This is a genomic window from Aeromonas sp. R6-2 (genome assembly GCF_040908155.1).
Lineage (GTDB): Bacteria > Pseudomonadota > Gammaproteobacteria > Enterobacterales > Aeromonadaceae > Aeromonas > Aeromonas schubertii.
This window is the reverse complement of the sequence record NZ_JBFODE010000026.1, coordinates 1-12,283: the sequence shown is the minus strand read 5'-3', so window position 1 is coordinate 12,283 and position 12,283 is coordinate 1. Positions and strand designations below refer to the sequence as shown.

Genomic DNA, 12,283 nt, shown 5'->3' with positions numbered 1-12,283 from the left:
GTAAAGTGGGCCCTATTCTAACGGCCCGGGCTCGCCAGCAACAGCCCGACCGACCCAATCACGCCGGAAGCAGCATGGAACTGGACGATAACATAGCGCGCCAGATAGTCGCGCGGGCCATGAGGATCCTCCCCTACTCGGTCAACGTGATGGACAGGCACGGCCACATCATCGCCTCGGGCGACCCGAGCCGCCTCCATCAACGCCATGAGGGGGCCATCCTGGCGCTTACCGAAAACCGTGTGGTGGAGATCGACGACGCCACGGCCCTGAGCCTCAAAGGGGTACGTCCCGGTATCAACCTCCCCATCGCCTTCCAGGAGGAGTTGATCGGCGTCATCGGCATCTCGGGGGCGCCGGAGCAGGTGCGCGCCTTCGCCGCCCTGGTTCAGATGACGGCCGAGTTGATCCTCGAACAGGCCGCCCTCTCCGAGCAACTGCTGTGGGATCGCCGCCACAAGGAGGAGCTGGTGCTGCAGCTGGTTCGCGGTGACGGCAAGCCGGCCCAATTGGCGCAGTCGGCACGCCTGCTCGGCATCGATCTAAGCCAACCCAGGGTCGCAGCAGTGATCCGCCTCGAGCAGGCGGATCCGACCCGCTTGCGCGAGCTGGTCCATCTGCTGGAGAACCCGGAGCGTGACAACCTGGTTGCCATCCACGGCCTCGACGAGATTGCGGTGCTCAAACCCATCCGGCTCGGCGAGCAGGGATGGCAGACCGAAGGGGAGCGGGAACGGGTCAAGGAGCTGTTGGGACGCATCGCCGGTTTTCGGGTACGCATCGGGATAGGTGATCACTTTCCCGGGGTTGAGGGGCTCGCCCTCTCCTGGCGTACCGCCCGCGAGACCCTGCTGCGTGGCAGCCGTCAGGCACCACGACGCCAGGTCTACTTCTTCGAGGACTACAAGCTGCCGGTACTGCTTGGCACCCTGGCTGACTCCTGGCAAGGGAGCCGTCTCACCATCCCGCTCCAGCGGCTCGCCGATGAAGATTCCAAGGGAACCCTGCGCAAGAGTCTCGAACACTATTTCGGCGAGAATTGTGATCTGCATCGGGCCGCCGCCGCCCTCTTCATCCACCCCAACACACTGCGCTACCGACTCACCCGGATAGAGCAGATAACAGGCTTGAATATCAATGTGTTGGAAGAAAAGCTGCTGCTCTACCTGGCCCTGACCCTGGCACGATAATTTGTTTGAAAATACAAAATCGACCATTTCTGGTGCATCACATTTAGCGGGTTGAACAAAGACACCGGCATGGAAGCCGCCATAATGCGGCCACTATTCCAACAACCGGTACCCGACATGACACCCATCACAGCACTGGGGGCCCTCGCCGCCCTCGTCATTGCCATCGCCCTCATCCTCAAGAAGGTGCCGCCCGCCTATGGCATGATCGTCGGCGCCCTCGCCGGCGGTCTCATCGGCGGTGCGGACTTGACCCAGACCGTCGCCCTGATGATCGGCGGCGCCCAGGGGATCACCACCGCAGTGATGCGCATCCTGGCCGCCGGCGTACTGGCCGGCGTGCTGATCGAGTCGGGTGCCGCCACCACCATCGCCGAGACCATAGTACGCAAGCTCGGTGAGACCCGCGCCCTGCTCGCGCTGGCACTGGCCACCCTGATCCTGACCGCGGTCGGCGTCTTCGTCGACGTGGCGGTCATCACGGTCGCCCCCATCGCCCTGGCCATCGCCCGCCGTGCCGACCTCTCCAAGCCGGCCATCCTGCTGGCCATGATCGGCGGTGGCAAGGCGGGCAATGTCATGTCTCCCAACCCCAACGCCATCGCGGCGGCTGATACCTTCCACCTGCCCCTCACCTCTGTGATGGCCGCCGGCATCATTCCGGGCCTGTTTGGCCTCGCCATGGCCTACTGGCTGGCCAAGCGCCTCAACAACCGCGGCAGCAAGGTGGACGCCAAGGAGGTGGTCGTGGTGGACGAAAGCGCCCTGCCGCGCTTTGCCGCCGCCATCAGTGCACCCCTGGTCGCCATCCTGCTGCTGGCCCTGCGCCCGGTGGCCGGCATCGTCATCGATCCCCTTATCGCCCTGCCGCTCGGCGGCCTGGTGGGTGCCCTGATGATGGGCAAGTTCGGCAACCTGAACCAGTACGCCGTCTCCGGTCTGTCACGTATGGCGCCGGTCGCCATCATGCTGCTCGGTACCGGCACCCTGGCGGGCATCATCGCCAACTCCGGCCTCAAGGATGTGATGATCGCCGGCCTGACCGCCTCGGGCCTCCCCTCCTACCTGCTGGCGCCGGTCTCGGGAGCCCTGATGTCACTGGCTACCGCCTCCACCACCGCCGGCACCGTGGTCGCCTCCAGCGTCTTCAGCCACACCCTGCTGGAACTGGGGGTCAGCGCCCTGGCCGGGGCCGCCATGATCCACGCCGGCGCCACCGTGTTTGATCACATGCCCCACGGATCTTTCTTCCACGCCACCGGTGGCAGCGTCCACATGGGGGTCGGGGAGCGGCTCAAGCTGATCCCCTACGAGACCGCCGTCGGTCTCACCATCGCATTCGTCTCTACCCTGATGTTCGGCGTGTTCGGTCTCGCCTGAGGAGAAACTTCATGAAAATCGTCATCGCCCCCGACTCCTTCAAGGAGAGCCTGAGCGCCATGGAAGTGGCCGACGCCATCGAGGCAGGCTTTCGCCAGGTGCTGCCGGACGCCACCTATCTCAAGTTGCCCATGGCCGACGGCGGTGAGGGGACTGTGCAGTCCCTGGTGGATGCCACCGGCGGGCGCATCGTGCCGGTCGAGGTCACCGCTCCCCTCGGCAACCGGGTCGAGGGCTTCCTCGGCCTGCTCGGCGACGGCAAGCGCGCCGTCATCGAGATGGCCGCCGCCTCGGGCCTGCACCTGGTGCCCCCCGAGCGGCGCAACCCCCTGCTCACCACCAGCGTCGGTACCGGCGAACTGATCCTGACCGCCCTCGACCTGGGGGTCGAGCACCTGATCCTCGGTATCGGTGGCAGCGCCACCAACGACGGCGGTGCCGGCATGATGCAGGCCCTTGGCGCCCGTCTGCTGGACAAGGAGGGGCAGGCCCTGCCTCCCGGGGGCGGCGCTCTAGACCAACTGGAGAGGATCGATCTGAGCACTCTGGATCCCCGTCTGGGCAAGCTGCACATCGAAGTGGCCTGCGACGTGGACAATCCCCTGTGCGGCCCCCAGGGTGCCTCCGCCGTCTTTGGCTCCCAGAAGGGGGCGACCCCCGCCATGGTGGCCCGGCTCGACGCCAACCTGGCCCACTATGCCGCCTGTATCGAGCAGGCACTTGGCAAGCAGGTCAAGGAGAGTGCAGGGGCCGGCGCCGCCGGTGGCATGGGAGCCGCCCTGCTCGGCCTGCTCGGGGCCGAGCTCAAGCCCGGTGTCGGTATCGTCATCGAGGCGCTGGGGCTGGCCGAGGCCGTGGCCGATGCGGACCTGGTGATCACCGGTGAGGGGCGCATCGACAGCCAGACCATTCACGGCAAGACCCCCATCGGCGTCGCCCGCTGCGCCAAGCAGTTTGGCAAACCGGTGATCGGTATCTCAGGTTGCCTCACCGATAACTGTGGCGTGGTACATGAGCACGGGCTGGATGCCGTGTTTGCCGTGGTCAACCGGGCCATGGCCCTGCCGGAGGCCCTCGCCACCGCCCGTTGCAACATAACGCTGACGGCCCGCAATGTGGCGGCCCTGTGGCGCCTCGGCAGTCGCTAACGCCAACGCCGGCCAACAGGCCGGCTTTTTTACGCCTGCCGCTGCCTTTGAACTGTGGCTTGGGGCATCATGGGGTGAGCACATTGCCAAGGAGGTCCTCATGCTGCCGCTCACCCTGGGGCTGCTGCTGTTTGCCCTGCTCCACCTCTATCCCGCCCTCAGCCCGGGGCATCGCGCCCATCTGCTGACTCGTCTCGGCGAGCAACGCTACAAGGGGCTCTTCTCCCTCGGTGTCCTGGTTGCCTTCGGCCTGATCTTCGCCGGTTGGCGCACCATCCAGCCTGACCCCCTCTATGCACCCCCGGCCTGGGGGCTGCCCGTGGCCATGGGCATGCTACCGCTCGGGGTCTGGCTCGTCTGCTGCTCTCTCGGCCCCAACCATGTGCGCAAATGGCTGCGCCACCCGCAACTGCTCGGCTTTCTACTCTGGGCGCTGGCCCACCTGCTGGTGAACCAGGAAGGACGCTCCCTGCTGCTCTTTGGCTCCCTCACTCTCTGGGCCCTTCTCAACCTGTTGCTCATCATTCGTCGCGACGGCTGGCGAAGCACGGTTTCACAGGCTGACTGGCGCGCCGATCTCGCCAGCCTGGTGGCGACCATCGCCCTGCTGGCACTCCTGCTACTGGGTGGTCACCAGTGGCTAACCGGCATCCCTTTGCTTGCGCGCTAGGCGCCCCACTGCCACAAGGAGCGTGTGATGAAAATCCTGCTGAGTGCGGCCTTGCTGGCCGCGACCACGGCTCAGGCCTGTCCCGATTACCTGAATCTGGAGCTGCGTGAACTCGCCACCACCACCCGCCATCATCTTTGCCAGCTGACCGAGGGCAAGGTGGTACTGGTGGTCAACACCGCCTCTTACTGCGGCTATACCAGGCAGTTTGCCAGCCTCGAGCGCCTGCACCGGCAGTATGCCCAGAGAGGGCTGGTGGTACTGGGCTTCCCCTCCAACGATTTTCGCCAGGAGGATGGCAGCGAGGAGAAAGCGGCCGGTGTCTGCCGCCGTGACTACGGGGTCACCTTCCCCATGTTTAACTTCAGCCATGTGCGCGGCGCCGAGGCCAATGCCCTGTTCAAGGCGCTGGCCGCCTACTCCAGAGCCCCCGACTGGAACTTCAACAAGTACCTGCTGGGGCGCGACGGCAAGCTGATCGCCCGTTACGGGGCCGGTCAGACGCCGGATCGCAACCCGCTGCTGCGCCAGATCGAGCAGGCCCTCAGCCAGTAACCCTGCCAAGAGACGGCCCGGTTTGCCATAATGGGCTTTTGTCCACAATGGGAAACTGTGATGCTGCAACGGCTGCCCCAGATGCTGATCCTCGACACCCTGGTCCGCGAGCAGGGTTTCTCCGCCGCCGCACGCCGCCTTGGCGTCTCCAAGTCCTACATCAGCAAACAGCTGGCCCAGCTTGAGGCGAGTCTGGGAGCCCAGTTGGTACAACGCACCACCCGCCGGATCGCCCTGACCGAGCTTGGCGAGGCCTACGCACGTCACTGCCGCGCCCTGGTGATCCAGGCTCAGGAGGCCGATTCCATGGTGGCCGAACGTCAGGGAAGGGTGAGCGGCGTGCTGCATCTGGGACTCGGCCAGTCGTTTGGACGGCTCCACGTCGTACCACACCTGCAGGAGTTTCAGCGCCGCTACCCGGAACTCGAGCTCGAAGTCTCCCTGTTCGATCGGCGCAGCAACCTGGTGGATGAGGGGCTGGATCTCTGGGTTACCACGGTTGAGGACAAACCGGAGGGATTGGTCGGCCAACGGCTGGCCGATCTCGGTTTCGTGGCTGTGGCGTCGCCGGACTACTTGCTGCAACACGGCACTCCCCTCACCCCCCAGGATCTCCAGCACCATAACTGCATCACCTACCAGAGTCGTGAACGCCGCTACGATCAGTGGCAGTTTCGCCGTGGCCGGGAGCGACTGGCGGTGCAGGTGAGTGGCAACTATCGGGTGGATCTGGCCGAGGCGGTCCGTGATGCCGCCCTGGCCGGCCTCGGCATCGCCTATGTGGCCAACTATTTGCTGGAGGACGAGCTGCGCCAGGGACGCCTCATTTCGCTCTTTCCCGAATGGGAACCCAGCCAGAAGATGGCGGTACACGCCGTTTATGCCCGGCGTGAACACCTGCCTCCCAAGGTGCGCCACTTCATCGCCTTTCTCAAAGAGATCTTTGGCCAGCCCCCCCACTGGGAAGAGCGGCTGAAACCCTGGCTGGGTCGATTGTCCGTGAACAGGGAATAATTGTTCTCATGGAGAAACAAACGAAACGAGTATAAATAGAATCAGCAACTTAGAGAGGTGGAAAACGATTTTCGCCATACGATAACAGGGAAGCAACAAGCCCGGGTTGCACGGTGACGGCGGCAGGCGCAGAATCCGCGCCCATCCCGTTTCTGCCACCCGGAGTCACCATGATTGCCCTGCTCGGCATGCTGGCCATTCTGGCCCTTGCCACCCTCTGTTCCACCGACCGTCGCGCCATTCCCCTGCGCACCGTCTCCCTCGCCCTGCTGCTGCAACTGCTGTTCGCCGCCCTGGTGCTGTGGCTACCGGCCGGTCAGAGCGCACTCAATGGCGTGAGCCAGAGCGTCAGCGCCGTTATCGACTACGGTCAGGAGGGAATCGCCTTCCTGTTTGGGGATCTGGCCAAGTTCAAGCTCGGCTTCATCTTCGCCTTCAACGTGCTGCCGATCATCATCTTCTTCTCGGCCCTGATCGCCATCCTCTACCACATCGGTCTGATGCCGCGAGTCATCGCCCTGCTCGGTGGCGCCCTGCAGAAGTTGCTCGGTACCGGCCGAGCCGAGAGTCTCTCGGCCACCGCCAACATTTTCGTCGGCATGGTCGAGGCTCCTCTGGTGGTCAAGCCTTACCTGTCGCGGATGTCCGACTCCCAGTTCTTCGCCGTGATGAGCTGCGGTCTCGCTTCGGTCGCAGGTGGCACCCTGGTTGGCTACGCCAGTATAGGGGTAGAGCTTAAGTTTCTGATCGCCGCCGCCTTCATGTCGGCCCCGGCCGGGTTGGCCATGGCCAAGATCCTGGTCCCGCCCGCCGCGAATGAAGCCGAGTACCACGACGATGTGGAGATACCGCGCGCCACCAACGTCATCGAGGCTGCGGCTGATGGCGCCATGTCCGGTCTTAACATCGCCGTGGCCGTTGGGGCCACCCTGCTCGCCTTCGTCGGTGTGATCGCTCTGTTTAACGGCCTGCTCGGCTGGGCCGGTGGCCTGGTGGGGTTGGATCTGAGCTTCCAGATCATTCTGGGCTGGTTGTTCGCCCCCGTCTCCTGGCTGATCGGCATCCCCTGGCAAGAGGCCCAGGCGGCCGGCGCCCTCATCGGCACCAAGATAGTGGTCAACGAGTTCGTCGCCTTCATCGCCCTGGTACAGGATCAGACCCTGAGCGAAGGCAGCAAGGCCATCGTCACCTTCGCCCTGTGCGGGTTTGCCAACATCTCCTCCATGGCGATCCTCATCGGCGGCCTCGGCTCCATGGTGCCGGAACGCAAAGCCTTCATTGCCCGCTTCGGCATGCGCGCCATCCTGGCCGGCGTGCTGGCCAACCTGATGAGTGCCTGCCTGGCCGGCCTCTTCTTGACCCTCTCATGACAACTGCACCTTGTCATTTTCAGCCCGCCATCCGGCGGGCTTTTTTTGAGGCAAAAAAAGCGCCTCAAAGAGGCGCAGGGGAAAATCACAGATTGGAAGCGTCACATGGGTGCCACTCATCACCACCATGGGCTCGGAGTGTAGAGACACCTTACCCCTGCCTCTCTGAAGCAGATATGAGTCGTCACTTCATCCACCGTTCATCTTTGCAACACTTTGCTCGTGGGCCAGCAACCAGGCCTTGATTGGCAATCCTCCTGCGTAACCGGTAAGACTCCCGCCACTTCCGATCACCCGATGACAGGGCACCACTATGCCAAGAGGGTTGCGTCCGTTGGCCGCCCCTACGGCTCGCACCGCTCCGGGATTACCGATGGCGTTGGCAATATCGCGATAGCTTACCGTGTGGCCAAAGGGAATCTCCCGCAGGGCGGCCCACACAGCCATCTGAAACGCAGTGCCGCGAGCCGCCAGAGGCAGATCGAAATGGGTCAGCCGGCCCGCGAAGTAGTCGTCGAACTGGGTCAGATAGGGGCGCAGTGCCGCCTCATCGTGGCGCCACTCCGGCAGTACGGGCTGGGGCCGTTCGCCGTCACAAAACTCTACGTGACGCAGACCATCCCGATCGATGGCGACCAACAAGGGGCCGAGACTCGTCTGGCAAAAGGCGTAATACACGGGATCACCTCAAAAGAGCGGGGGCCTCACGGCCCCCGGGGTCATGACTGGGGTTGTGGTGCCTTGCACTGGGTGTGGGCTCCGGGCTCCAGATATGGGGTCAGGATCGGCGCCATCCCCTTGAGCACCTGAACCGGCAGAGCCGAAGTGAAGCGGAACTTGTCCGACTGGCTGCCCGGTACGAAGGCGGTGAGGGTACCAAAGTGGTCGGGGCCCAAATAGAAGACGAAGGTTGCAGTCCGGTTACGAGCCAGGGAGCTGATCACCCCACCACCGCGGCCAACCGTCTCGATTCGGTTGTCGCCAGTCCCTGTCTTCCCCCCCATGACGAGAGGAGTCCCGTCGGCCAGCTTGAAGGCGCCGGCAATGCGCCGCGCCGTTCCCGCCTCAACGACCTGGGAGAGGGCCCCGCGCAGGGCGGTAGCGACTTCGCTCGGCAAGACTCGAACCCCTGCCGCCTGCTTGGGCATAAACTCGGTTTCAAACGGTGTACCTTTGGCGAACTCGAGACGATCGATGCGCAAGGTCGGCAGGCGTACCCCATCGTTCATGATGATCCCCATCAACTCGGCCAGGGCTGCGGGTCGGTCACCGGAACTCCCGAGCGCGGTGGCGAGCGACGGAACCAGATGATCGAAGGGGTAACCCAGGCGCTGCCAACGCTGATGGATATCCAGGAAGGCCTCCACCTCCAGCATGGTACGAATACGACTGTCACGGGCACTGCGATGGCGGGTCTTGAACAACCAGCCATAGACCTCCTGGCGCTCATCCCGGCTCGCCTGAACCGCATCGGAGAAGGTGGCCTTGTCGAAATCGCGCAGATAGCTGAGCAGCCAAAGCTCCAGAGGGTGGACCCGGGCGATATAGCCTTGATCCGGTAAGGAATACTTGCCGGGACCATAAGCCTCATAGAGCTGTGCGATCCGTCTCTCCGTCACCGCGCTGCGCATCGCCTTGGGCAGGCGTGCGTCGAGGAAGGTCCGGAACTCATCCAGCGACGCATTGGGGAAGAGATAACGGTGCACGGCCGCGAGCCGAGAGGCGCCGGGTTTGAGACCGTCGAGGAAGGTATCGAGCCGCTCCTCGGCACTCTTGCCCTGATACTTGCGCCAGAAACGCAGCAGATAAGTCTGCCCCTCTTTATCGGCGAAACGCACCAGATACTCGGTACGGCGCGGGTCCCTGTCGTCCTTGAGCAGCAGCGCCCGGTTTCCCTCCTTGTAGAGGGTATAGCGTTCGATATCTCTAAGCAGCCTCACAAACGGCAGGTTGATCGACTCCCGCAAGGCGTCGCGCATGCTGGGCATGCGGGCATTATCCTCCCTGCGGAAGTTGTTGAAGGTATGCATGCCGCCACCGGTGAAGAACCCCTCATAGGGACTGGCGGAATAGGTGCGATCGAGGGCGGCCTCCAGCATGACCGGAAGATTGCGCTCCTTGTTAGTGATGAGCCAACCGATGGCCCAGCGGCTGAGGTTATCCTGTGCCTCTATCTTTCGCAGGGAGTCTACCGGCATGTCTCCATATCGCTCATGAAGCTCGGCGACTATCTCCAGATAGGTGGTCAATACCCGCAACTTGGCGGTGGAGCCCAGCTCCAGTTTACTCATCTCATTGATGTCAAAAGGCTGGTCTGTGTTGTCTGTCTGCACCCTCACCTGAAAGCCCCCGGGCGTCCTCTCAAACAGGGTGAAGCTATAGCTCACATCTCCCGTCTTCTCGGGCGAGAGCAGGCGCTCTCCGAAGAGTCCGACCTCGGCGGCAAAGGTGGGATCGGCCAGCTTGTGCAGATAGGCGGTCACCTGATCCTGAAGCTGAAAGTTGAGGCTGGTATCGGCGTTGAGATCCATTCGGTCAAGATCGTAGAGCTGAACCCCCAACTGCCGGCTCAGGCGGGAGCGAGCCACCTGCAACCCCTTGTTACTCTCGACCTTGAGCGAGGCGGGATCCTTGGCAAAGTTTCGAAACGCGAGGGGAGCCTTGAGAGCCGCCTCCATCAAGGGGGGGTCAATCATGCCCTCCTGGACGAAGAGGCGCAGATAGCTATCTGTCAGCGCAGCCAGGTCCTCCCGCCCCTGGGCCAGATAGTAGGAGGGTCGCCGGTGAGCGATCATCAGGGAGACCACCTGACGCAGGGCCAATCCCTGTGCAGCCAGGTCGGTGCCCTGGTTGCGCATGGGATCGAGTAGCAGGTTGACTCTTGCCGGATCAGCGCCAAACCAGACCCACAGACCATCTCCCAGGCCATGGACCTCTCCGTATCCAGGTGCCGCCGACAGGGGAACCGAGTTGAGATAGGCCCAGGCAACCAACTTGCGGGCCTCCAGGGTCTCAGGCCCCAACCGATAGGCGCGCACACTGGCCGAGACCATCTGACGCAGCTTCTCTTTGGGTGAGAGGGTCAAACCGTCCGGGGAGTGGCGATACTTCTCTACCTGGGTTGCCAGGGTGCTGCCACCGGCCGACTGATCCTGCATATCCAGCGCCTTGCCTACCTGGGAGACAGCCGCTTTGGCGAAACGGGGCCAGTCCACGGCGGGGTTGGCCAGCGGCTCTTCAGTGCTCAGAAGCTCCCTGTTTTCGATAAAAAGCAGGGACTGCACAACGAGGCCGGGAATTGCATTGAAATTTGCATAGTAATGGCCGGGATAGCGGAAGCGGTAGACATCGTCTCCCCGGCAATCTTGCAATGTGAGCCCTGCCTGTACCTTCTCGGTATAGGGCACGAAGAAGCCATGAGAAGCATAGCGATAGAGCGCATCGGAGAAGCGCACCTGATGTGCGACCTCAAAACCCCGCTGCAGCAAGCGCTCCTGTACCTCAGGCAGCGAGACATAGCCCAAACGCTTGTCAAAAGGCCCCTGGGTCGGGAAGGAAATCTGTTGGCTAGGTCCCGGCTCCACACGATAGGTCAGCCCGGTGGCGTAACGAGAGATCTCTCTGGACTGCAGGGTAGAGGTCTTCATCTCGAATAGCACCAGAGCAACCAGGGCCCCGACAATCAACAGAAAAACAATCCCAAACAGCCATTTGAACCAAGAACGACGAGGTTTTGGCGGCTTAACCACCGGAGAATCCTCTGATGCCACTATATTCGAATCCATCTGCCTTGGTGCGCCCATATGAGACCCCAGCATGGTTGCACAATTTATAGTCTTTTTATCCTACGGAGGACTCACCGATCGCAAAGTCATCCTCAGAAATGATGGTAACAGGGGCTTGGGGAGAAAGGCAAAAAGGGAGTCAATGGTCACACCAGAAAGGCAGCAAAAAGCCGGCTCAAAGGCCGGCTTTCTCGGTAGGCAGGAAGTCCCTTACTTGTGGGCACCCATAGCCTTGAGCTTGGCACTCAGCTCACGGCGCTCCTTGGAGAGCTCGGCGTTCTTGATGATGTGGTCATCGACACGCTCTTCATAATCGAGACGCATATTGGCAATGATGGCCTGCACCTCTTCAATGCTCATACCGGGCTTGATGTAGTCACTCAGGTTATCCAGCAGGAGAACACGCTTCTGGTTATCGCGGATCTTCTTCTCATTGTCCTGAATCTCACGCTTGAGCTTGTTTTGGCGACGAGACATACGCACGTATTCCAGGACATCGCTGAAGGCAGACTTGTTTACTTGTTCCATATCAGTACCGCTGTTAAGTATCACAACCTGTTGTGTGGAGAGCACCTCCACAGACGATGCCATTACTCTACCTGCTTCAGTTTACGAAACAAGCGTGAGTCGAACTTTACCATCAAGAAACACGAATTCGTTGATCCCGCTCAGATGCCAGCGATACCACTGCAACCACCCAGTGACACCGTATCGAACAATGCACCAACGCAAAAAGGCCTTCCCGTTTGGGAAGGCCTTCGAAATGGGTGGCGGAGCGGCAGCCGCGCCAGCGGCTGAAGTGGAGGGCGCAGCCCGACCTCCTTCAGCAGTCCGGCTCAAGCACAAAGGACAACAGACAGGGACCGAGTTGCCAGTGGCAAGTCGCAGCCCTGTCTGTTGTCCCTTGTTTCCTTATTCCTGTCCGCATTCGCCAGAAAGCAAAAAGGCCTTCCCGTTTGGGAAGGCCTTCAAATTTAGTGGCGGAGCGGACGGGACTCGAACCCGCGACCCCCGGCGTGACAGGCCGGTATTCTAACCGACTGAACTACCGCTCCGCATTCGGTTAGCATATTGCTAAATTGGGTGCCTGGCAGTGTCCTACTCTCGCATGGCATCTGCCACACTACCATCGGCGCTACGGCGTTTCACTTCTGTGTTCGGCATGGAAACA

Annotated in this window: 10 protein-coding genes and 1 tRNA gene; 7 read left to right on the top strand and 4 right to left on the bottom strand. The window is 62.2% G+C overall.

Annotated features, from left to right (window positions below; translation table 11 throughout):
- The first annotated feature begins 74 nt into the window (after positions 1-74).
- The 7 genes from AB5Y48_RS03445 to AB5Y48_RS03415 all read left to right on the top strand — a co-directional run bounded on the left by AB5Y48_RS03445 (position 75) and on the right by AB5Y48_RS03415 (position 7,327).
- Positions 75-1,190 carry a sugar diacid recognition domain-containing protein gene (locus AB5Y48_RS03445; protein WP_368163755.1) on the top strand — a complete coding sequence of 372 codons (1,116 nt, stop codon included), beginning with the start codon at positions 75-77 and terminating at the stop codon, positions 1,188-1,190.
- Positions 1,191-1,307: 117 nt separating this feature from the next.
- Complete coding sequence (locus AB5Y48_RS03440) at positions 1,308-2,570, top strand: GntP family permease (RefSeq protein WP_050667792.1); 1,263 nt, start codon at positions 1,308-1,310, stop codon at positions 2,568-2,570.
- Between the two features lie 11 nt (positions 2,571-2,581).
- The gene (locus tag AB5Y48_RS03435) at positions 2,582-3,718 is read left to right on the top strand and encodes a glycerate kinase (RefSeq protein WP_368163754.1); all 1,137 of its coding nucleotides are present in this window, start codon (positions 2,582-2,584) and stop codon (positions 3,716-3,718) included.
- 100 nt (positions 3,719-3,818) lie between these two features.
- A complete protein-coding gene (locus AB5Y48_RS03430) occupies positions 3,819-4,388 on the top strand; it encodes an NnrU family protein (RefSeq protein WP_050667794.1) in 570 nt (189 codons plus the stop codon).
- 27 nt (positions 4,389-4,415) lie between these two features.
- A complete protein-coding gene (locus AB5Y48_RS03425; RefSeq protein ID WP_060583833.1) occupies positions 4,416-4,943 on the top strand; it encodes a glutathione peroxidase in 528 nt (175 codons plus the stop codon).
- 60 nt (positions 4,944-5,003) lie between these two features.
- The gene (locus tag AB5Y48_RS03420) at positions 5,004-5,957 is read left to right on the top strand and encodes a LysR family transcriptional regulator (protein ID WP_050667796.1); all 954 of its coding nucleotides are present in this window, start codon (positions 5,004-5,006) and stop codon (positions 5,955-5,957) included.
- Between the two features lie 170 nt (positions 5,958-6,127).
- Positions 6,128-7,327: a NupC/NupG family nucleoside CNT transporter gene (locus AB5Y48_RS03415; RefSeq protein ID WP_050667797.1), complete on the top strand. Its 1,200-nt coding sequence runs from the start codon at positions 6,128-6,130 to the stop codon at positions 7,325-7,327.
- A 189-nt stretch (positions 7,328-7,516) separates the two neighbouring features.
- Here the strand turns inward: AB5Y48_RS03415 and AB5Y48_RS03410 are convergent, their stop codons facing one another.
- The 4 genes from AB5Y48_RS03410 to AB5Y48_RS03395 all read right to left on the bottom strand — a co-directional run bounded on the left by AB5Y48_RS03410 (position 7,517) and on the right by AB5Y48_RS03395 (position 12,167).
- The gene (locus tag AB5Y48_RS03410) at positions 7,517-8,005 is read right to left on the bottom strand and encodes a methylated-DNA--[protein]-cysteine S-methyltransferase (protein WP_050667798.1); all 489 of its coding nucleotides are present in this window, start codon (positions 8,003-8,005) and stop codon (positions 7,517-7,519) included.
- 41 nt (positions 8,006-8,046) lie between these two features.
- Entirely contained in the window at positions 8,047-11,130 is a 3,084-nt protein-coding gene (locus AB5Y48_RS03405; protein WP_368163770.1) for a transglycosylase domain-containing protein, read from the bottom strand.
- Between the two features lie 192 nt (positions 11,131-11,322).
- Positions 11,323-11,640, bottom strand: a complete 318-nt coding sequence (gene tmaR / locus AB5Y48_RS03400; RefSeq protein ID WP_050667799.1) for a PTS system regulator TmaR — start codon at positions 11,638-11,640, stop codon at positions 11,323-11,325.
- 450 nt (positions 11,641-12,090) lie between these two features.
- Positions 12,091-12,167 (bottom strand) — tRNA-Asp (locus AB5Y48_RS03395).
- Between the last annotated feature and the right edge of the window lie 116 nt (positions 12,168-12,283).